Source organism: Blastococcus sp. HT6-4 (assembly GCF_039679125.1).
Lineage (GTDB): Bacteria > Actinomycetota > Actinomycetes > Mycobacteriales > Geodermatophilaceae > Blastococcus > Blastococcus montanus.
On sequence record NZ_CP155551.1, the window covers coordinates 3,415,386 to 3,435,645 of the forward strand.

At 73.8% G+C, this 20,260-nt stretch carries 19 protein-coding genes and 1 tRNA gene; 3 read left to right on the forward strand and 17 right to left on the reverse strand.

The window, feature by feature from the left end:
- Positions 1-28: 28 nt before the first annotated feature.
- The 16 genes from atpE to argS all read right to left on the reverse strand — a co-directional run bounded on the left by atpE (position 29) and on the right by argS (position 16,932).
- On the reverse strand, positions 29-262 hold the full coding sequence (atpE, locus tag ABDB74_RS16225; RefSeq protein WP_346619795.1) for an ATP synthase F0 subunit C: 234 nt from the start codon (positions 260-262) through the stop codon (positions 29-31).
- Positions 263-370: 108 nt separating this feature from the next.
- On the reverse strand, positions 371-1,198 hold the full coding sequence (gene atpB / locus ABDB74_RS16230) for a F0F1 ATP synthase subunit A (protein ID WP_346619796.1): 828 nt from the start codon (positions 1,196-1,198) through the stop codon (positions 371-373).
- A complete protein-coding gene (locus tag ABDB74_RS16235; RefSeq protein WP_346619797.1) occupies positions 1,195-1,413 on the reverse strand; it encodes an AtpZ/AtpI family protein in 219 nt (72 codons plus the stop codon). Before ABDB74_RS16235 ends, atpB begins: the two co-directional genes overlap by 4 nt.
- 119 nt (positions 1,414-1,532) lie before the next feature.
- A complete protein-coding gene (locus ABDB74_RS16240; RefSeq protein ID WP_346619798.1) occupies positions 1,533-2,009 on the reverse strand; it encodes a hypothetical protein in 477 nt (158 codons plus the stop codon).
- Positions 2,006-3,256 (reverse strand): MraY family glycosyltransferase, encoded by a 1,251-nt coding sequence (locus ABDB74_RS16245; RefSeq protein ID WP_346619799.1) that lies wholly within the window; start codon positions 3,254-3,256, stop codon positions 2,006-2,008. The genes ABDB74_RS16240 and ABDB74_RS16245 overlap by 4 nt, the downstream gene beginning before the upstream one ends.
- Before the next feature lie 4 nt (positions 3,257-3,260).
- Positions 3,261-4,538: a serine hydroxymethyltransferase gene (gene glyA / locus ABDB74_RS16250; RefSeq protein ID WP_346619800.1), complete on the reverse strand. Its 1,278-nt coding sequence runs from the start codon at positions 4,536-4,538 to the stop codon at positions 3,261-3,263.
- Between the two features lie 428 nt (positions 4,539-4,966).
- Complete coding sequence (locus ABDB74_RS16255) at positions 4,967-5,608, reverse strand: L-threonylcarbamoyladenylate synthase (protein ID WP_346619801.1); 642 nt, start codon at positions 5,606-5,608, stop codon at positions 4,967-4,969.
- Positions 5,609-5,631: 23 nt separating this feature from the next.
- A complete protein-coding gene (gene prmC, locus ABDB74_RS16260; RefSeq protein ID WP_346623903.1) occupies positions 5,632-6,489 on the reverse strand; it encodes a peptide chain release factor N(5)-glutamine methyltransferase in 858 nt (285 codons plus the stop codon).
- On the reverse strand, positions 6,486-7,565 hold the full coding sequence (prfA, locus tag ABDB74_RS16265) for a peptide chain release factor 1 (RefSeq protein ID WP_346619802.1): 1,080 nt from the start codon (positions 7,563-7,565) through the stop codon (positions 6,486-6,488). Before prfA ends, prmC begins: the two co-directional genes overlap by 4 nt.
- A 78-nt stretch (positions 7,566-7,643) precedes the next feature.
- Positions 7,644-7,877 (reverse strand): 50S ribosomal protein L31, encoded by a 234-nt coding sequence (rpmE, locus tag ABDB74_RS16270; RefSeq protein WP_346619803.1) that lies wholly within the window; start codon positions 7,875-7,877, stop codon positions 7,644-7,646.
- A gap of 135 nt (positions 7,878-8,012) precedes the next feature.
- Positions 8,013-10,082: a transcription termination factor Rho gene (rho, locus tag ABDB74_RS16275; protein ID WP_346623905.1), complete on the reverse strand. Its 2,070-nt coding sequence runs from the start codon at positions 10,080-10,082 to the stop codon at positions 8,013-8,015.
- A 368-nt stretch (positions 10,083-10,450) separates the two neighbouring features.
- Positions 10,451-11,386, reverse strand: coding sequence for a homoserine kinase (gene thrB, locus ABDB74_RS16280; protein ID WP_346619804.1), 936 nt, complete (start codon positions 11,384-11,386; stop codon positions 10,451-10,453).
- Positions 11,387-11,406: 20 nt separating this feature from the next.
- On the reverse strand, positions 11,407-12,492 hold the full coding sequence (gene thrC / locus ABDB74_RS16285; RefSeq protein ID WP_346619805.1) for a threonine synthase: 1,086 nt from the start codon (positions 12,490-12,492) through the stop codon (positions 11,407-11,409).
- Positions 12,489-13,784, reverse strand: a complete 1,296-nt coding sequence (locus ABDB74_RS16290; RefSeq protein WP_346619806.1) for a homoserine dehydrogenase — start codon at positions 13,782-13,784, stop codon at positions 12,489-12,491. The genes thrC and ABDB74_RS16290 overlap by 4 nt, the downstream gene beginning before the upstream one ends.
- Positions 13,781-15,274: a diaminopimelate decarboxylase gene (gene lysA / locus ABDB74_RS16295; RefSeq protein ID WP_346619807.1), complete on the reverse strand. Its 1,494-nt coding sequence runs from the start codon at positions 15,272-15,274 to the stop codon at positions 13,781-13,783. Before lysA ends, ABDB74_RS16290 begins: the two co-directional genes overlap by 4 nt.
- Positions 15,271-16,932, reverse strand: a complete 1,662-nt coding sequence (gene argS / locus ABDB74_RS16300) for an arginine--tRNA ligase (RefSeq protein ID WP_346619808.1) — start codon at positions 16,930-16,932, stop codon at positions 15,271-15,273. The genes lysA and argS overlap by 4 nt, the downstream gene beginning before the upstream one ends.
- 154 nt (positions 16,933-17,086) lie before the next feature.
- Here argS and ABDB74_RS16305 point away from each other — a divergent pair, with 154 nt between their 5' ends.
- The 3 genes from ABDB74_RS16305 (at position 17,087) to ABDB74_RS16315 (ending at position 18,677) form a co-directional block, all read left to right on the forward strand.
- Positions 17,087-17,842 (forward strand): DUF3105 domain-containing protein, encoded by a 756-nt coding sequence (locus tag ABDB74_RS16305; RefSeq protein ID WP_346619809.1) that lies wholly within the window; start codon positions 17,087-17,089, stop codon positions 17,840-17,842.
- A gap of 28 nt (positions 17,843-17,870) precedes the next feature.
- Positions 17,871-18,539, forward strand: coding sequence for a DUF305 domain-containing protein (locus ABDB74_RS16310; RefSeq protein WP_346619810.1), 669 nt, complete (start codon positions 17,871-17,873; stop codon positions 18,537-18,539).
- Between the two features lie 66 nt (positions 18,540-18,605).
- Positions 18,606-18,677, forward strand: a tRNA-Arg gene (locus tag ABDB74_RS16315).
- A gap of 119 nt (positions 18,678-18,796) precedes the next feature.
- Here ABDB74_RS16315 and ABDB74_RS16320 read toward each other — a convergent pair.
- Positions 18,797-20,194 (reverse strand): aminotransferase class V-fold PLP-dependent enzyme, encoded by a 1,398-nt coding sequence (locus tag ABDB74_RS16320; RefSeq protein ID WP_346619811.1) that lies wholly within the window; start codon positions 20,192-20,194, stop codon positions 18,797-18,799.
- Between the last annotated feature and the right edge of the window lie 66 nt (positions 20,195-20,260).

Genomic DNA, 20,260 nt, shown 5'->3' on the forward strand with positions numbered 1-20,260 from the left:
TGATCCGTACCCGTACGACGGGTACGGATCAGCTGCCCGTGCCGTAGACGAGGGGCGCGACGAAGCCGATCAGGGCGAGCGCCTCGGCGAGGGCGAAGCCGAGGAACGCGTAGGTACGGGTGAGCCCGGCGGACTCGGGCTGGCGGGCGGTGGCCTGGATGTAGGCGGCCCAGACCAGACCCACACCGATGCCGGGGCCGATCGTGGCGATGCCGTAGCCGACCGAGCCGATGCTGCCGACCAGTTCTGCCGTAACGTCCATTGCGGGGTGTTCCTCCTGTGTCGGTCGCCCGGTAGCTACCGGGCGGCTGGCGGGATCGTGCGGGTGGTGCAGTGCGTGGGGCGACCGCGGCGCGGCCACCGGATCAGGTCAGTGCGCGGCCTCGACGGAACCGTTGAGGTAGGTGCCCATCAGCATCGTGAAGACGTAGGCCTGCAGGAAGATGATCAGCAGCTCGAAGAACGTCATCACGATGGCCATCAGCGCCGACAGCGGGCCGAACACCGCCGAGAAGTTCCCCACCGTGAACAGGTAGGTGGCACCGAGCGCGAACGTGACCAGCAGCATGTGGCCGGCGAAGAGGTTCGCGAAGAGCCGGATCGCCAGCGTGAACGGCCGGACAATGAAGTTCTGCAGCAGCTCCAGCGGCGTCACCAGGATGTAGGCGGCCTTGGGCACGCCCGGCAGGAACATGATGTCGCGGAAGTAGGGCCACAGGCCCTGGTTCTTGATACCGACCCCGATGTAGACGACCCAGCAGACGAGCGCGAGCACCAGCGGGAAGGCGAAGCGTGCCATCGGGGAGATCTGGATGCCCGGGATGATCGCCAGCAGGTTGTTGGCGAGGATGAAGAAGAACAGCGACGCCAGGAACGGGGCGAAGGGAAGGCCCTTGGGGCCGACGACGTCGCGGGCGATGCCGTCGCGCACCAGCGAGTAGCCGGACTCGCCGATGAACTGCAGGCGCCCGGGCACGATCTGGGCCTTCCGGGACGCCATCACCAGGAAGACCAGCATGGCCGCCGTGGCGAGCCAGAGCGCCAGGATGATCCGGTCGAAGTCGAACTGGATGCCGAGGACCGAGAAGCCGAACAGCGTCTCGGGGAAGAACTCCCCGATGCCCGGAGGGGTGAAGCCACCGCCGGGGTCGCTCTCGACGGCGAGCACATCGCCGAGCGCACGGGCGCTTGAGGTCACCGTTGTCCCTTCTGCGTTCCGGACCGGCTGCCTCGCCCGTCCGGGGTCGTCCTCGTCCGTGACCCGGTGGGTGGATCGACGGTTCCGTACTTGACGACGACCACGTAGATGGCCACCGCCACACCGAGGAGGACGCCGACCGCGAAGAACACCCGGGTGTCCAACCACTGGTCGAGCAGCCAGCCGACCCCACCCCACACGGCCATCCCGGACATGATCGTTCCGGTGACCGCCCAGCCGGCGTCAGCACCACTGGGCTGACGGGCTGGGCTCGCAGGGCGCGCTCGGCCTCCTCCGTTCCCGGAGGTGTCCTCGGACATCGGCCCGGACACTATCAGCCGCCTTCCCGGGGCCCGTCCGGGTGCGCCCGTGGAGCGGGCGCAGGGGGCGGCGTGACGTAGTACAGGGGCCGGGTCCACACCCAGCGGAGCTGGACCCCGCTCCACACGAGAGCACCCACGACGACCGCCCACGCGAGGGCCCGCCGGTCCACCCATCCATCCGCCGGGAGCGCCTGGAGGATCGCGAAGAGCAGCAGCGCCTTGACGAAGAAGGCGAGGAGGGCGGCCGGCAGGGTGAGGGTGTCACCGATCCTGCCGGCGAAGGCCACGGCGCTGCTGGACATCGCGAAGAAGGCCGTGACGATGACGGCGCCGAGCAGGACGCCCACCGCCCCGGCCCAGCCGGCCAGCAGTCCCGCGACCGGGGCGCCGACCGCAGCCGCCAGCGCTGTCACCAGCGCGCCGACGCGGAGGAAGGACAGGTCCCAGGGCGCGTCGGGCGGGGTGCGGGCAGCGGAGGGGACGGTCACCGGAGGGCCTCACGGGTGTCGGACGAAGGTACCGCGGCCCGGGTGCGGGCCGACGTGTCGAGGGCAGCACGGACGGCGCGGGCCGTGGGGTGGTCGGCCCGGCTGCGCCGTCGCTGGGCCTCCAGCTCGGCGGCCCGGGCCTCCCGCGCGGCCCGCCGGGCGCGCGGGCTCAGCACCACGACGACCCCGACGACCAGCAGCACGCCGATGGCCACGACCAGCTCCACCCGCCCGCCGGTGACCGACAGCCCGACCGCACCGAAGGACAGCAACGCCGCCCAGAAGTACATGACCAGCACCGCCCGTCGGTGCGAGTGCCCGATCGACAGCAGCCGGTGGTGCAGGTGCATCTTGTCCGGTGAGAACGGCGAGCGGCCCTTGCGGGTGCGCCGCACCACCGCGAGCAGCAGGTCGATGAAGGGGATGAAGAGGATCGCGATCGGCACGAGGATGGGCAGGGTCAGCGGCAGCAGACTGGCCGCCGAGCCGAAGGTCTGGGCGTCCACTCCCCCGGTCGCCGTCACGGCGGCCGCCGACAGCATGAGCCCGACCAGCATCGAGCCCGAATCACCCATGAAGATGCGCGCCGGGCTGAAGTTGTGCGGCAGGAACCCGAGGCAGGCGCCGGCCAGCACCGCGGTGATCAGCGCCGGGGCGCTCGCCGCCTCCTCGTACCGCATCTGCCCGAGGTTGTAGCTGTAGGCGAAGAACGCCAGTGCGGCGATCGCCGACACCCCGGCGGCCAGCCCGTCGAGCCCGTCGATGAAGTTCAGCGCGTTCACCGCGAAGACGGTCAGCAGGATGGTCAGCGGCACCCCGACGTCCGGGCCGAGGATCAGCGTGCCGATGTCGGCGAACGGCAGGAACAGGAACGCCAGCTGCACACCCAGCAGCACCATGACGCCGGCCGCGGCGATCTGCCCGGTGAGTTTCGTCAGGGCGTCCAGGCCCCACTTGTCGTCGAGCACCCCGAGCAGGCAGATCAGCCCCCCGGCGACCAGCACCGCGTGGACCTGGGTGTCGTCGAACGTCCGCTGCAGCGCGGGCAGGCGGGAGGCCACCAGGACGGCGGCGACCACCCCCAGGTACATGGCCACGCCGCCGCCCCGCGGGGTGGGGATGACGTGCACGTCACGCTCCCGCGGGGCGGCCATCATGCGCAGCCGGATCGCCACCATCCGAACCACCGGCGTGGTCAGGAAGGTGACCAGCGCGGCGGTGAGGAGGACGACGACGTACTCGCGCACGGGCTCAGACGGTCCGTGCGGGCTCGGGGTAGGCGGGGTGGGCGCCGACCAGCTCGCGGACACCGGCGGCGACCTCGGCCGTGCGGCTGCCGTCGGCGTCGCGGATGGCCGTGCCGATCAGAGAGGCGATCGCCTTCATGTCCGTCTCGGCCATGCCCTGGGTGGTCACCGCCGGGCTGCCGACCCGGATGCCCGAGGCCACCGAGGCCGGCTGCGGGTCGAACGGGATCGCGTTCTTGTTGAGCACGATGCCCGCGGCGCCGCACCGCGACTCGGCGTCGGCGCCGGTCACACCGGTCTCCTGCAGGTCGAGCAGGGCCAGGTGCGTGTCCGTACCGCCGGCGACCGGCCGGAGCCCCTCGCTGGCCAGGCCCTCGGTCAGCGCCTGGGCGTTGGCGATCACCTGGCGGGCGTAGGCCTGGTACTCGGGCTGCAGGCACTCCTTGAAGTTCACCGCCTTGGCGGCGACGGCGTGCATGAGCGGGCCGCCCTGCATCATCGGGAACGCGGCCTTGTCGATGGCCTTGGCGTGCTCGGCCTTGCACACGATCGCGCCGCCCCTCGGGCCGCGCAGCACCTTGTGGGTGGTGAAGGTGACCACGTCGGCATAGGGCACCGGGCTGGGGATCGCCTTGCCGGCGACCAGGCCGATGAAGTGCGCCGCGTCGACCATCAGGATCGCCCCGACCTCGTCGGCGATCTCCCGGAAGAGCGGGAAGTCGATCAGCCGCGGGATGGCTGAGCCGCCGCAGATGATCATCTTGGGCCGGTGCTCGCGGGCGAGGTCGCGCACCTGGTCGTAGTCGATGTGCTCGGTCTGCGGGTTCACGCCGTACTGCACCGCGTTGAACCACTTGCCGGAGAAGGAGACCTTCGCGCCGTGCGTCAGGTGGCCGCCGTGCGGCAGCGCCATGGCCAGCAGCGTGTCGCCGGGCTGCAGGAAGGCGCCGTACGCGGCGAGGTTGGCGTTCGCACCCGAGTGCGGCTGGAGGTTGGCGTGCTCGGCGCCGAACAGCTCCTTGGCTCGGGCGATGCCGATCTCCTCGGCGCGATCGACGACCTCGCACCCGCCGTAGTAGCGCCGACCGGGGTAGCCCTCGGCGTACTTGTTCGACAGGGTGCTGCCCAGCGCCGCGAGGACGGCCGGGCTGGTGAAGTTCTCACTCGCGATCAGCTGGAGGCCGCTGCGCAGCCGGTCCAGCTCGCCGGTGACCACACCGGCGATGTCGGGGTCGAAGGCGGCCAGGGCGTCGAAGTCCGGGCCCCAGTAGGGGGTGCTCATCTCAGGCGCACTCCAGGAGTCGGTGCGGGCGCCCGCGATGCCCGGGCTCGGGCGGCGCGGCGGTCGCTCAACGGTAGCGCTATGACATTGCGACGCTCCGCGTCGCATCGCGGCCAGTTGCCGTCCCCCTGCTGCGCCGAGCGAGTCCGCGCACTCCTCACCGGACCCTCCGGGCCCACCTCGTCGGCGCCCTACACCCGCGGCCAGTTGCCGTCCCCTGCTGCGCCGAGCGAGTCCACGCACTCCTCACCGGACCCTCCGGGCCCACCTCGTCGGCGCCCTACACCCGCGACCAGTTGCCGTCCCCTGCTGCGCCGAGCGAGTCCACGCACTCCTCACCGGACCCTCCGGGCCCACCTCGTCGGCGCCCTGCACCCGCGGCCAGTTGCCGTCCCCTGCTGCGCCGAGCGGGTCCGCGCACTCCTGCGTCAGTCCTCGAGCTCGGGGACGACCTCCTGCAGGCGCTCCACCGGGATGGCCCCCACGCGGAGCACGCGCGGGGTCGGCCCGGTGCAGTCGACAATGGTGCTGGCGGCCGAGCTGGTCCGCGGCCCGTCGTCCAGGATCACGCCCGCGTGGGCACCGAGCTGCATGTCCGCCTCCTGGGCGGAGGTGGCCGCGGGCCGCCCGGAGCGGTTCGCGCTGGAGACCGCCAGCGGCCCCGTGCGGCGCAGCAGGTCGCGGGTCAGCTCGTCGTCGGGCAGCCGGACCGCCACGGTGCCCTCGGCATCACCGAGATCCCAGGCCAGGGACGGCGCGTGCTCCACGACCAGGGTGAGCCCACCCGGCCAGAACGCCTGGGCGAGCCGGGTGGCGACCTCCGGGGTCTGCATCACCAGCCCGGCCAGCGTGGACGCCTCCCCGATCAGCACCGGGACCGGCATGGCGCGGCCCCGGTTCTTGGCGGCGAGCAACCGCGTCACCGCGGCCGGGGTGAAGGCGTCCGCAGCCACGCCGTACACGGTGTCGGTGGGCAGCAGGACCAGCTCGCCGCGACCGATCGCCGCGATCGCGGCGTCCAGGCCCGCGGTCCGGTCCTCCGGTCGGGAACAGTCGTAGATCTCGGCCACGGGACAGCAGTCTTCCGCAGACGTCAGCCGACGCGACGGGCGGTCGTGTACCGGGGCCGGCCCGCGAGGTCGGGGTGGTCGTCGACCTCGGTGAACCCGCCGTGCGCACGGACGACGGCCGGCAGCGTCTCCCCCTGCGCGTCGGCGTGCTCGATGCCCAGCGCGCCCCCGGGGCGCAGCAGCCGGGCGGCGGTGCGCAGGAGCCCACGGACGACGTCGAGCCCGTCCGGCCCGCCCCAGAGCGCCAGTGGCGGGTCGTGGTCGGCCACCTCCCGCGGCACGCGGGCGCCGTCGGGCACGTACGGCGGGTTGCTGACGACGAGGTCCACGGCGCCGTCGAGCTCGCGCAGCAGCCCCGGATCGGTCATGTCGGCGGCCAGCACCTCCACCGGGGTGTCCCCCGCCGCAGCGCGGGCGCGGGCGTTCTGCCGGGTCCACTCGATGGCCCCGGGATCGCGCTCCACGGCGGTCACCCGCGCCCCCGGGTGCTCGTGCGCGATCGACAGCGCGATCGCCCCCGAGCCGGACCCCAGGTCGACGACGACCGGCTCGGCGACCCCGGTCAGCTGCTCCAGCACCCAGCTCACCAGCTGCTCGGTCTCCGGGCGGGGCACGAAGACGCCCGGCCCGACCGCCAGCTCCAGGTACCGGAAGGCCGCGTGCCCGGTGAGGTGCTGCAGCGGCACCCGGTCGGCCCGCTGGGCGAGCAGCGTCTCGAACCGTTCGGCGGCCCGGCCGTCGACGGCGGCGAGGGTGAGCAGCCGCGCGCGCGGGACGCCGAGGGCGTGGGCGAGCAGGAGCTCGGCGTCGACCCGCGGTGACTCGACACCGGCGTCGGCGAGCCGGCGGGCTGCGGTGCCGAGCAGCGTCCGCGCGTTCAGGAGCCGACCGCCAGCAGCTCGGCGGTGTGCGCACCGACCAGCGCGTCGATCACCCCGTCGAGGTCGCCGTCGAGCACCTGGTCGAGGTTGTGCGACTTGTAGCCGACCCGGTGGTCGGAGATGCGGTTCTCGGGGAAGTTGTACGTGCGCACCCGCTCGCTGCGGTCGACCGTGCGCACCTGGCTGCGCCGCTGGTCGCTCGCGGTGGCCGCGGCCTCCTCGCGCGCGGCGGCGAGCAGCCGGGAGCGGAGCACGCGCAGCGCCGACTCACGGTTCTGCAGCTGGCTCTTCTCGTTCTGCGAGCTGACGACGATGCCACTGGGCAGGTGGGTGATGCGGACGGCGGAGTCGGTGGTGTTGACGCTCTGCCCGCCGGGACCGGAGGACCGGAAGACGTCGATGCGCAGGTCGTTCGGGTCGACGGTGACGTCGACCTCCTCGGCCTCGGGGAGCACCAGGACGCCGGCCGCGGAGGTGTGGATGCGCCCCTGGCTCTCGGTGGCCGGCACCCGCTGGACGCGGTGCACCCCACCCTCGAACTTCAGCCGGGACCAGATGCCCTCGTCGGTGCGCGACTTGATCGCCACGGCGACGTCCTTGTACCCGCCCAGCTCGGCGTCGACGGCGTCCAGAACCTCGGTCGCCCAGCCACGGCGCTCCGCGTAGCGCAGGTACATGCGCAGCAGGTCGCCGGCGAACAGCGCCGACTCCGCGCCACCCTCCCCCGCCTTGATCTCGAGGATGACGTCCTTGTCGTCGTCGGGGTCCTTGGGCAGCAGCTGCTCGCGCAGCCGGTCGGTCAGCTCGGTGATCCGCTGCTCGAGCGCGGTGGCCTCGACGGCGAAGGACGCGTCCTCGGTGGCGAGCTCACGGGCCGCGCTGAGGTCGTCGCGCGCCTGGTCGAGCGCGCGGGCGGTCTCCACCAGCGGGGCCAGCTGGGCGTACCGGCGCCCCAGCCGGCGGGCCCGGGCCTGGTCGGCGTGCACCGCCGGGTCGGCCAGCTCGTGCTCCAGGGAGGCGTGCTCGGCGAGCAACCCGGCCAGCCGGTCGGGTGCCGACGTCTCGGTGCTGGTCACAGGGTTCCTCTCGCCGGGGCCGGACACGACGACGGCGCCCGCCCCACCGCGAGGTGGGAACGGGCGCCGTCGGAGGTGCTACTGGGCGTCGGCCGCCGCGCCGGCGCCGCGCTTGCCGAAGCGCTTCTCGAAGCGGGCCACGCGACCACCGGTGTCGAGGATCTTCTGCTTGCCGGTGTAGAACGGGTGGCACGCCGAGCAGACCTCGACGGTCAGCTGACCGCTGGGCGCCGTGCTGCGGGTGGTGAAGGTGTTCCCGCAACCACAGGTCACGGTGGTCTCGTGGTACGTGGGGTGGATGTCGGGCTTCATGCCTGTTGCCTCTTCCGAGAAGTCTGTGCGGTTCACGAGGTGGAACGCCGGCCGGTGGGTGGTATTCCGCGCCGCCGACGGGGCTCGGTCGACCAGTATCCCTGATCGCCGCACCCTGCCGGCGGGCGGTACCGGTTACTCGCCGCCGGGGCCCAGCGTCGTCTTCTGGATCTGCATGAGGAACTCGACGTTGTTGCGCGTCTTCTTGAGCTTGTCCAGCAGCAGTTCCAGCGCCTGCTGGGGCTCCAGCGCGGCGAGCACCCGGCGCAGCTTGATGACGATGGCCAGCTCGTCGGGCGACATGAGGATCTCCTCCTTGCGCGTGCCCGACGCGTTGACGTCGACGGCCGGGAAGACCCGCTTGTCCGCCAGCCGGCGGTCGAGCTTGATCTCCGCGTTACCGGTGCCCTTGAACTCCTCGAAGATGACCGTGTCCATCGTCGAGCCGGTCTCGACCAGCGCCGAGGCGATGATCGTCAGCGAGCCGCCGTTCTCGATGTTGCGGGCCGCGCCGAGGAAGCGCTTGGGCGGGTAGAGCGCCGTGGAGTCGACACCACCGGAGAGGATGCGCCCGCTGGCGGGGGCCGCCAGGTTGTAGGCGCGACCCAGCCGGGTGATCGAGTCCAGCAGGACGACGACGTCGTGGCCCATCTCGACCAGGCGCTTGGCCCGCTCGATGGACAGCTCGGCGACCGTGGTGTGGTCGGCCGGCGGCCGGTCGAAGGTCGAGGCGATGACCTCGCCCTTCACCGAGCGCTGCATGTCGGTGACCTCTTCCGGACGCTCGTCGACGAGGACGACCATCAGGTGGCACTCGGGGTTGTTCGTCGTGATGGCGTTGGCCAGCGACTGCAGGACCATCGTCTTGCCGGCCTTGGGCGGCGACACGATGAGCGCGCGCTGCCCCTTGCCGATCGGCATGACGAGGTCGATGACCCGGGTGGTGAGCAGGTGCGGCTCGGTCTCCAGCCGCAGGCGGTCCTGCGGGTAGAGCGGGGTCAGCTTGGTGAACTCCGGCCGGTTCCTGGCCTGCTCGGGGTCCAGCCCGTTGACCGTGTCCAGCCGGACCAGCGCGTTGTACTTGTCCTTGCGCTCGCCCTCGCGCGGCTGCCGGACGGCGCCGGTGATGGCGTCGCCGCGGCGCAGTCCGTAGCGGCGGACCTGCGACAGCGAGACGTAGACGTCGTTCGGGCCGGTCAGGTACCCCGAGGTGCGGACGAACGCGTAGTTGTCCAGCACGTCCAGGATGCCCGCGACGGGCAGGAGGACGTCGTCGTCGCTGACGGTCGGCTCGCCCTGCTCGAAGCGGTCCCGGCCGTTGCCCCCGCGCTTGTTGCGGTCGCGGTAGCGACGGCCTCGCCGGCCGCGGCCGCCCTCGAAGTCGTCGTCGTCCTCGTCGGCGGGGCGGTCGTTGCGGCCGCCGTCGTTGCGGTTGTCGTTCCGGTTGTCCGGACGCCCGCTCCGGTCGTTGCGGTCGCGGTCGGGGCCCCGGTTGCCGTCACGCGTGCCACCGTCGCGGTTGCCCCGCTCGGCGCGGTCGGCCCCGTCGCGGTTTCCCCGCTCTGCGCGGTCGGCCCCGTCGCGGTTGCCCCGCTCGCTGCGGTCGCCGCCGGCGTTGTCCCGGCCGGCGTTGTCCCGGCCGGCGCCCCGCTCGGCGCGGTCGTTGCCCTCCCGGCCGCCGTCCCGCTCGCCACGGGTGCGGCTGCGGTCGCGGTTGCGCTGCGGCCGGTCACCGTCGCGCTGCTCGTCCTCGCGCGGTTCGGTGGTGGCCGGGGCGTCGGCGGGCGCGGAGGCCTCGGCCGGTGCGGCCTGGGCCGGCGCCGATGCTTCGGCCGGTGCGGCCGCCGCCGGTGCGGCCGCCGCCGGTGCGGCGTCCGCGGCGGGCACCGCGGTGCCGGGCGACCCGGCCGGGCGGCTCGCGCCACGACGCGTGCGCGTCGGCGCCGGGCTGCTCTCACCGGTCAGCGGGCCACCGTTGGCGCCGCCGCTGACGGGGGCCTCGAGCGGCGCCGCGGTGGCGGCGGCACCGCGCGCGGTGTCGGCCACGTCGGTGGTCGGGCTCTCGGTGCGCGGCGCCGGGGCGTCACCTTCGGAGCCGCCCACCTGGCGGGCGGAGATGGCGGCGACCAGGTCGCTCTTGCGCATGCGGCCGGTACCGGGGATGCCCAGCTCGGCGGCCAGGCGCTGCAGCTCGGGCAGGAGCATGCCCGACAGTCCGTTGCCGCGGCGGCGGGGGCGGCCCGCCGTCCCAGAAGCGGCAGTGTCCCCGGCGGACGTGGCGGCGTCGGGCGCGCCGTTCACGCCGAGGTCGGTGGTTTCGCTCACGTACAGGTCCTTCCCTGCGGTGACCTGCGCCGTCTCGGCGCAGGGGGTGCCCCGATCTCCGGCGGACCGGCCCGGAGGCGGGTGAGCGTCAGGAGAACGGGTTGAGAGGTGCGAGGCGGATGAGCGGCGAAGAGAATCGATCGTCTGCTTCGGCCCCGCGCGAGGCTCGCCCACGTGGGCGGCTACGCCGTGAGCCTAGTCGCAGCTCACTGGCAGGACAACACCGGATGATCTCGGCGTGTTCCTCGTTACCGAGACGATACCTCGGGCGTACCGGGCAGCACCCGGGCACCACCGAGGTCCACCTGCAGCGGCAGCACCCGCCAGCCCTCCCGGACCAGTGCCCGCACCTCGCGCACCCGCACCGCCGACGCCGGGTCGCCCGGGGGGTCGTCCGGGTGCCGCCGCGTCAGCACCAGCACGCTCGGCCCGGCGCCGGAGACGACGGCGGCGTGCCCCGCCGCGCGCAGCCGGTCGACGGCCGCCAGCGAGTCGGGCATGGCCGCACCGCGCTGGCGCTGGTGGAGCCGGTCCTCGGTGGCCTCGAGCAGGAGGCCGGGCTCACGGGTGAGCGCGTGCACCAGCAGCGCCGCCCGGCCGGCGTTGTAGGCGGCGTCGGCGTGCGGCACCGACCCGGGGAGCAGGCCGCGCGCCACGTGCGTCGACAGCGTGGCCGTGGGGACGAGCACCACCGGCAGCACCTCGGGGTCGACGTCGAGCCGGTCGGCGTTGGCCCCCTCCGGGGTCATCCACGACAGGGTCGCCCCGCCGAGGAAGCAGGCCGCGACGTTGTCGGGATGCCCCTCGATCTCGGTGATCAGCCGCAGCACGGCGGCGCCGTCGATCGCCTCCACGTCCGGGCACAGGGCCCAGGCACCCACGACACCGGCGACGACCGCCGCGGCCGAGGAGCCCATGCCCCTCCCCTGCGGGATGGCGTTCTCCGCGACCACCCGCAACCCCGGCGGGCTCCAGCCGAGCTCGGCGCAGGCCGCGCGGAACGACCGGACGACGAGGTGGTCCTCGCCGGTCGGCAGCGTGTGCGCCCCCTCCCCGCTCATCGCCACCTCGAGACCGTCGGCGGCGACGGCGAACCCGACGACGTCGTGGCAGGTCAGAGCGAGGCCGGCGCAGTCGAAGGCGGGCCCCAGGTTGGCGCTGGTCGCCGGGACGCGGATGCGCACCGACTCCTCGTGCGGCGGCGTCACAGGCCGAGCTGGGCAGCCGCCGCCGCGGCGTCGACCGGGATGGTCACCGGCGCCGGTGCGCCGGAGATGGCCCACTCCGGGTCCTTGAGCCCGTTGCCGGTGACGGTGCAGACGATCCGCTGGCCGGGCTCGAGCTCCCCGGCGGCGGCCACCTGCAGCAGGCCGGCGACCGACGCCGCCGACGCCGGCTCGACGAAGACGGCCTCGCTCCGGGCCAGCAACCGGTAGGCCGAGAGGATCGCGCGGTCGGTGACGGCGTCGATGCGCCCGCCGGACTCGTCGCGGGCGGCCAGCGCCTTGGTCCAGGAGGCGGGGTTGCCGATCCGGATCGCGGTGGCGATCGTGCTCGGGTTGTCCACGACCTGCCCGGTGACGATCGGCGCCGCACCGGCGGCCTGGAAGCCCCACATGCGCGGGGTGCGCGAGGCCGGGCCGGGGGTGTCGGAGTCGGCGCAGTACTCGCGGTAGCCCTGCCAGTAGGCGGTGATGTTGCCCGCGTTGCCCACCGGGAGGCAGTGGATGTCGGGAGCGTCGCCGAGCACGTCGACGATCTCGAACGAGGCGGTCTTCTGGCCCTCGATGCGGTACTGGTTGACGCTGTTGACCAGGCTCACCGGGTAGTCGATCGCCAGCTTGCTGGCCAGCGCGAGGCAGTCGTCGAAGTTGCCGTCGACCTGCAGCAGCTGGGCGCCGTGCACGAGCGCCTGGGCGAGCTTGCCCATCGCGATCTTGCCCTGCGGCACGAGGACGGCGCAGGTCATGCCCGCCCGGGCGGCGTAGGCCGCGGCGCTGGCGCTGGTGTTGCCGGTGGAGGCGCAGATGACCGCCTGCGCGCCCTCCTCGAGGGCCTTGGTGATGGCCATCGTCATCCCGCGGTCCTTGAACGACCCGGTCGGGTTGGCGCCCTCGACCTTGAGGTAGACCTCACAGCCGGTGCGGCGGGAGAGCTCACGCGCGGGCACCAGCGGGGTGGCGCCCTCCTGCAGGGTCACCACGGGCGTGGTCCCGGTGACCGGCAGGCGGGACCGGTAGGCCTCGATGAGGCCCGGCCAGCCCGGGGACACGATCGACGAGACCGTCATGACAACCCCTCCACGCGCAGGACGCTGGTGACTCCCCGGACCGCGGGCATCTCCCGCAGCGCGGCAATGGTGGCCGACAGCGCCGCGTCCGGGGCGCTGTGGGTCACGAGGACCAGCGTCGCGGCGTCGCCGCGGCCGGTCTGACGGACCGTGGAGATGCTCACCTCGTGCTGCGCGAACTCCTGCGCGACGGCGGCGAGCACACCCGGCTTGTCGGCCACGTCGAGGCTGACGTGGTACCGGGTCGGCGTCTCGGCCATCGGGCGGACGGCGAGGTTGGCGTAGCCGGTGACGCCCGGGCCCGGGGCGCCGGTGACCCGGTTGCGGGCCACGGCCACCAGGTCGCCGAGGACGGCGCTGGCGGTGGGCTCCCCCCCGGCACCCTGGCCGTAGAACATCAGCTGCCCGGCGGCCTCGGCCTCGACGAAGACCGCGTTGAACGCACCGCCGACCGAGGCCAGCGGGTGCGAGGTCGGGATCATCGCCGGGTGCACCCGGACGGCGACCGACTCGCCGTCGCCGTTCCCGGCCACCCGCTCGCAGATGGCCAGCAGCTTCACCGTGCAGCCGATCTCCGCAGCCCGCGCGACGTCGGTGGCGGTGACCGTGGCGATCCCCTCGCGGTAGACGTCGGCCGCCGAGACCGGCGTGTGGAAGGCCAGCGAGGCGAGGATCGCCGCCTTCGCCGCGGCGTCGAACCCGTCGACGTCGGCGGTCGGGTCGGCCTCGGCGTAGCCCAGCTCGGTGGCCTCCGCCAGCGCCTCGCCGAACCCGGCGCCGGTCTCGGCCATCCGCGACAGGATGTAGTTCGTCGTGCCGTTGACGATGCCCACGACGCGGAACACCTGGTCACCGACCAGCGACTCGCGCAGCGGCCGCAGGATCGGGATCGCCCCGGCCACCGCGGCCTCGTAGTAGAGGTCCACCCCCGCCTTGGCGGCCGCGGCGTGCAGGGCGACGCCGTCGTCGGCCAGCAGCGCCTTGTTGGCGCTCACCACCGACTTGCCGGCCTCGAACGCCGCCAGCATCAGCGAGCGCGCCGGCTCGATGCCGCCGATCACCTCGACCACGAGGTCGACGTCGTCCCGGGTGACCAGGCCGTGGGCGTCGGTGGTGAGCAGGTGCGCCGGGACGTCGGGGTGGTGCGACGGGCGCCGCACGGCGACGCCGGCCACCTCCACGGGACGGCCGACGCGGGCGCCGAGATCACCGGCCTGCTCCTGCAGCACGCGCAGCACCGCGCCACCGACGGTGCCGCAGCCGAGCAGGGCCACCTTGAGGGGTCCGGTCACGAGGTCGCTCCCGCGGGGTGCTCGGGCGCCGGCTGGTCGATGGCCGGCGAGGGGGCGGGGCGGTCGGCGAGGACCGCGTCGAGGGCGAACACGTCGGACAGTGTCTGACGTCGGACGATCTCCGTGGCGACGCCGTCCCGCACGGCGACCACCGGAGGCTTGAGCAGGTAGTTGTAGTTGCTGGCCATCGACCAGCAGTAGGCGCCGGTGGCGGCGACGGCGAGCAGGTCGCCGGGCTGCACGTCCGAGGGCAGCCACAGGTCGCGGACCAGGATGTCGCCGCTCTCGCAGTGCTTGCCCACCACCCGGCACAGCGCCGGCGGGGCGTCGGAGGTGCGGTTGGCCAGCACGCAGGTGTACGCGGCGTCGTAGAGGGCGGTGCGGATGTTGTCGCTCATCCCGCCGTCGACCGACACGTAGTTGCGCACCAGCGGCGTGCCCGGCGCACCGGACGCGCCCAGCCGCACCGGCTTGATGGTCCCGATCTCGTAGAGCGTGACCGTGCCGGGCCCGGCGATCGCCCGCCCGGGCTCGACGGCCAGCCGCGGGACCGGGAGCCCCAGCTCGGCGCACTCGGCCGCGACCACGGTGCGGAGCTTCGCCGCGACGTCGGCCGGGCTCACCGGGTCGTCCTCGGGGAGGTAGGCGATGCCGAAGCCGCCACCGAGGTTCAGCTCGCCGAGCACCTGGCCGGTGGCGTCCCGGACGGCGCCCAGCAGGCCGACGACGCGGTGCGCGGCGGCCTCGAAGCCGGCGGTGTCGAAGATCTGGCTGCCGATGTGGCTGTGCAGCCCGGCCAGGTGCAGGGCCGGCTCGGCGACCACCCGGCGGGCGGCCTCCAGCGCGTCGCCGGTGGCGAGGGAGAAGCCGAACTTCTGGTCCTCGTGCGCGGTGGCGATGAACTCGTGGGTGTGCGCCTCGATGCCGACGGTCGTGCGGATCAGCACCCCCACCGGGCCGCCGTCGGCGGCCACCCGCGCCGCCGCGAGCGGCACCAGCCGGTCGATCTCGTCGAAGGAGTCGAGGACGACGTGCCCGATCCGGGCGTCGACGGCCAGCTGCAGCTCGACCAGCGACTTGTTGTTGCCGTGCAGCGCGATCCGCCCGGCCGGGAACCCGGCGGCCAGCGCCAGCGCCAGCTCGTTGCCGCTGCAGGCGTCCAGGCGCAGGCCGTCGTCGGCGATCCAGCGGGCGACCTGACCGCACAGGAAGGCCTTGGACGCGTAGTGCACGTCGGCGCCGGCGAACGCCTCGGCGAACTCGGCGGCCCGGCCGCGGAAGTCAGCCTCGTCGAGCACGAACAGCGGCGTGCCGTGCGCGCGGGCCAGCTCGGTGACCGGGCGGCCGGCCAGGTGCAGCTCGCCGTCGATCCGCTCGGCCGACCGCGGCCACACGTGCGGGTCGAGCCCGCCGAGCTCGGCCGGCGGCGCGCCGGCGGCCGTGGGCGGGGTGATGGTCCCGTGCAGCGGCCCCGCCGGGTGCGCTCTCACATCCGCTCCGGCGCGGAGACACCGAGCACGGCCAGGCCGTTGCGCAGCACCACGGCGGTCGCGGCGCACAGCCACAGCCGCGCGGTGGTGAGCGGACCGGCCTCCTCGTCGCCGCGCGGCAGCACGCGGCAGGAGTCGTAGAACCGGTGGTAGGTGCCCGCGAGCTCCTCGAGGTACCGGGCGACCCGGTGCGGGGCGCGCAGCTCGGCCGCGGTGGTGAGCACGCGCGGGAAGTCACCGAGCGCGCGCAGCAGGTCGTTCTCCCGCTCGTGCCCGAGCAGGGCGACGTCGACGTCGCCGGCGTCGCCGAGCGCGAGACCGAGGTCGGCGGCGTTGCGGAGCACCGAGGAGATGCGGGCGTGCGCGTACTGGACGTAGAAGACCGGGTTGTCGTTGGTCTTCCGGGTCCAGAGGTCGATGTCGATGTCGATCTGCTGGTCGACCGACGCCCGCGCCAGCGCGTACCGGGCGGCGTCCGCGCCGATCGCGTCGACCAGGTCCTCGAGGTTGACCACGGTGCCGGCGCGCTTGCTCATCCGCACCGGCTCGCCGCCGTGCAGCAGGTTCACCAGCTGGCCGATCAGGATCTCGAGGTGGGTCGTGGGGTCGTCGCCCGCCGCGGCCACCAGCGCCTTGTACCGCCCGACGTACCCGGAGTGGTCCGCCCCGAGCATGATCACGACCTTGTCGAACCCGCGCTGGCGCTTGTCGAGGTAGTAGGCGCAGTCGGCGGCGAAGTAGGTCGGCTCGCCGTCGGCCTTCACCAGGACGCGGTCCTTGTCGTCGCCGAAGTCGGTGGTGCGCAGCCACACCGCGCCGTCGGCGTCGTAGACGTGGCCCTGCCCGCGCAGGAGGGCCACCGCCTTCTCCAGGGCGCCGCTCTCGTGCAGCGAGGTCTCGGAGAACCAGACGTCGAAGTGGACCCCGAAGCTCTCCATGGTGCTGCGGATCTCGGCGACCATGAGCTCCACGCCCCGGGCGCGGAACACCCGCAGCTGCTCGTCCTCGGGCCGGCCGAGGAGGCCGGGCTCGGCCGCGACGACCTCGGCCGCGATGTCGCCGATGTAGCTGCCGGCGTAGCCGTCCTCCGGCACGTCCCGGCCGTTCGCCGCCGCCTGCAGGCTCCGGGCGAACCGGTCGATCTGCGCTCCGGCGTCGTTGAGGTAGTACTCGCGGGTCACGTCGGCGCCGCTGGTCTGCAGCAGGCGGGCCATGGCGTCGCCGACGGCGGCCCACCGCGTGCCACCGATGTGCACCGGGCCGGTCGGGTTGGCCGACACGAACTCGAGGTTCAGCCGCTGCCCGGCCAGGGTGGTGGTGCGGCCGTAGGCCTCCCCCGCCGTCACGGCGTCGACGGCGATCCTCCCCAGCGCGCCCTGGGCCAGGGTGATGTTGAGGAAGCCCGGCCCGGCGATGTCGACGCCGGCGACGCCCGGGTGCGCGCGCAGCTCCCCGGCCAGCAGGTCGGCGACCTCCCGCGGCGGCCGGCCGGCCGGCTTGGCCAGGCGCAGCGCCACGTTCGTGGCGTAGTCGCCGTGCTCGGGGTTCTTCGGCCGCTCGATCACGACGTCGGCGGGCACCTCGACGGGCAGCGCGCCTCGCTCGACGACCGCGGCCACGGCGGTACGAACGACGTCCTGCAGCTGCTCCGGTGTCACCCGGCGAGCGTACTGACCGGCTCCGGGCGGCCCGCCGGGCCGCCCGGCTCCCAGCTTCCGCACAGGCTCGCGACCTAGACTCGCCCGCGGTACGAGGGGCCTGCCCGGGCCCCGACCGCGCCGGCGCGGACGCGCCCCGTAACGAGGAGAGGCCTTGGCCAAGGACCGCACGCCCGACAGCAGCCGACGCTCCGGCGGGGCCACCCGGTCCGGCGGGCGCGGCACCGGCGGGCGCAACCGGCCGCCGACGCAGGTCGTGGCCCAGCAGCGTCCCTGGGGCCTGATCGCCGCGGCCATCGCGGTCGTCCTGTTCGCCGGCGCCGTCATCACCTACGCCGTCGTCGAGGTGCAGCAGGCCGACGCGTCGAGGGTCGACTCGATCGACGAGATCGCCGGCACCGCGAGCTACGAGTACGAGGCCGGCCAGCACGTCACCACGCCCGTCGACTACGAGCAGTCCCCTCCGGTGGGCGGCCCGCACGACCCGGTCTGGGCCGACTGCACCGGCACCGTCTACGACGTCGACATCCGGCACGAGAACGCCGTCCACAGCCTGGAGCACGGCGCCGTCTGGATCACCTACGACCCGGACCAGGTCTCCGACGCCGACGTGGCCACCCTCGCCGAGCTGGTCGAGGGCGAGTCCGGCCGGATGCTCTCGCCGTACGTCGGCCAGGACTCCCCCGTCAGCGTGCAGTCCTGGGGTGACCAGCTGAAGGTCGACAGCGCCGACGACGAGCGGATCCGGCAGTTCGCCGACCTGATGACCTACGCGCCCGGCGAGTTCCCCGAGCCCGGCGCCACCTGCGAGAACCCGCAGTTCATCGCCGACCCGGCGCTCGCCGGTGACGCCGGTGCATCGGCGGACACCGAGGCGGACAGCGACGCCGGCACGACCTCGGCGCCCTGATCAGCGGTCCCGCCACGGAGGTGAGCTCGTGACCGACCCGACGCCCGCCCGGCGCAGCCCGCTGCGCGTCGTGCTGCTCGCCGTCATCGCCGTCGCCCTCGTGCTGCTCGGCGGCGGGCTGGCGGTCGCGCTCGGGATCGGCCGGGACGCCGATCCGGCGGCGGACTCGGTGGATGCCGGGTTCTCCCGGGACATGTCCCTGCACCACCTGCAGGGCGTCGAGATGGCCAACCTCGTCGACGACCGCAGCGACGACCCCGAGGTGGAGCGGTTGGCCTTCGACATCTCCGCCACCCAGACCAACCAGGCCGGCCGCATGCAGGGCTGGCTGTCCCTGTGGGGCATCCCGCCGACCGGCGGCGAGATGATGGCGTGGATGGGCGAGGACGCGCACAGCGGCCACGACATGGGCGACATGGACGCGGACATGGGCGGCCTCATGCCCGGCATGGCCACCGAGGCCGAGCTGGCGAACCTGCGGAGCCTGTCGGGTACGGCGTTCGACGTCGAGTTCCTGCAGTTGATGATCCGCCACCACCAGGGCGGGTTCGACATGGCGAGCTACGCCGCGGAGCACGCCGAGGAGCGGGCCGTGCAGGAGCTCGCGCGGTCGATCGAGCAGTCGCAGGGCGCCGAGACGGTGACGATGACGCGCATGCTCACGGGCCGCGGCGGCACCCCGCTCCCGGCGCCCTGACCCGCCGCGGAGCCGCCGTCGGCGCCGTCGTGGCGGGCTGGTAACTTCTCTGCTGCCCCACCACGAGCCCCCGTAGCTCAGGGGATAGAGCACCGCCCTCCGGAGGCGGGTGCGCAGGTTCGAATCCTGCCGGGGGCACTCCGTGACGTCGCGGGACATCCCGAACGCCCGGACCCCCTCACCGTGGGTCCGGGCGTCCGTCGTTCCGGGGTGGATGCAGGTGGTCGCCCGGCGGGCAGCACAGTCGCCGACGTTCGTCAGGCCGACGGGCTCGACGCCAGCTCCGTGGGGACGCGGTCGAGGCCCGGGGCCGCTCGGTCCGGACCGTCGACCGGCACGTGGTCCCCGTGCACGTCCACCCGGTACCGCAGCGCGGCCTCCGGCGTCGCGGCGATGGCACGGAGGGCGTCCCCGAGCACGGCGACGTCGCGGAGCGAGGTGGCGCGGTTGCCGCTGGCGCGCACGGCGCCGGGGAGCCGACGGTCCCCCGACCGCGCATCCCGGTGGAACTGGTCCACCTGGGCCTCGGTCAGGCCGAGCAGCCGGGCCATGTACGGGTGGGCGCAGAAGCAGCCGCTCCGCACGCCGATCCCGTACTCGGCGGACAGCCGGGCCGCCACCAGCCCGTGCGGGACACCGTCAAGGTCAAAGGCCGCGACCGGCAGCCTGTCCCCGGACGTGGGTCCGTACCGGCGCAGCCCCGGCACCGTGCTCAGCTCCGCGTCCAGCGCCTCGGTCACCGCCCGCTCGTGGGCCAGCAGGCCGGGCCAGTCCTCCCGGAGCTCGTCGGCCGCGGCGGCGAGCGCGACCGCGCCGAGGACGTTGGGCGATCCGGCCTCCTCGCGATCGGGCGCGTCGGCCCAGACGACGTCGTCGAACGAGACCGCCTTGACCGTGCCGCCGCCCACGAGCAGCGGCTCGCCACGTCCGAAGACGTGCCGCGGCGCGACGAGCGCCCCGGAGCCGAAGGGCGCGTACATCTTGTGCCCGGAGATCGCCAGGGCGTCCACGCCGAGCGCGGTCATGTCGATGGGCCGGTGCGGTGCCAGCTGGGCGCCGTCGACCACCACGAACACCCCCCGGTCGCGTGCGGCGGTGGCGATCGCACCGAGGTCGGGCACCCAGCCGGTGACGTTCGAGGCCCCGGTGACGGCCAGGACGCGCGGCACCGGGCGCCGGTCGAGCGCAGCCACGACCTGCTCCGGGCCGAAGGTCCCCCGGGAGTCGACGTCGACGACCCGCAGCCGCGCGTGCCGGCGCCACGGGAGGAGGTTGGCGTGGTGCTCGACGGCCGTGGTCACCACCACGTCCTCGGGCCGCAGGTCCAGCCGGAAGGCCAGCACGTTGAGCGCCTCGGTGGTGTTCCGCGTGAACACCACGACGTGCGTGCGCGGGTCGGCCCCCACCAGACGCAGCACGCTCTCCCGCGCCTCCTCGTACCGCGCACTGGTGTAGCGGGACTTCGCACCCGCCCCCCGGTGCACGCTGGAGTACCAGGGCAGGAGGTCCTGGACGGCCTGGACCACCCGGACGGAGGCGGAGCTGGTCGCGGCGGCGTCCAGGTCGACGTAGCGGGACAGCCGCCCGTCGCGCGCAGGGACCTGGACGTCCGCGCCGACGAGCGGGCCCGGCTTCGTGTCACTCGCCTCGTGCATGGTGATCCCATCGGCCGCGGGCCGGGGTTTCTCAAGCGCAAAAGGCGGCCGGACCTGCACCAACCC

Bases quoted from the DNA above. Each gene is read 5' to 3' on its own strand.
- atpE (WP_346619795.1), bottom strand. From the start codon at position 262: ATGGACGTTACGGCAGAACTGGTCGGCAGCATCGGCTCGGTCGGCTAC.
- ABDB74_RS16235 (WP_346619797.1), bottom strand. From the start codon at position 1,413: ATGTCCGGGATGGCCGTGTGGGGTGGGGTCGGCTGGCTGCTCGACCAG.
- glyA (WP_346619800.1), bottom strand. From the start codon at position 4,538: ATGAGCACCCCCTACTGGGGCCCGGACTTCGACGCCCTGGCCGCCTTC.
- rpmE (WP_346619803.1), bottom strand. From the start codon at position 7,877: ATGAAGCCCGACATCCACCCCACGTACCACGAGACCACCGTGACCTGT.
- rho (WP_346623905.1), bottom strand. From the start codon at position 10,082: ATGCTCCTGCCCGAGCTGCAGCGCCTGGCCGCCGAGCTGGGCATCCCC.
- thrC (WP_346619805.1), bottom strand. From the start codon at position 12,492: ATGACGGTCTCGTCGATCGTGTCCCCGGGCTGGCCGGGCCTCATCGAG.
- ABDB74_RS16320 (WP_346619811.1), bottom strand. From the start codon at position 20,194: ATGCACGAGGCGAGTGACACGAAGCCGGGCCCGCTCGTCGGCGCGGAC.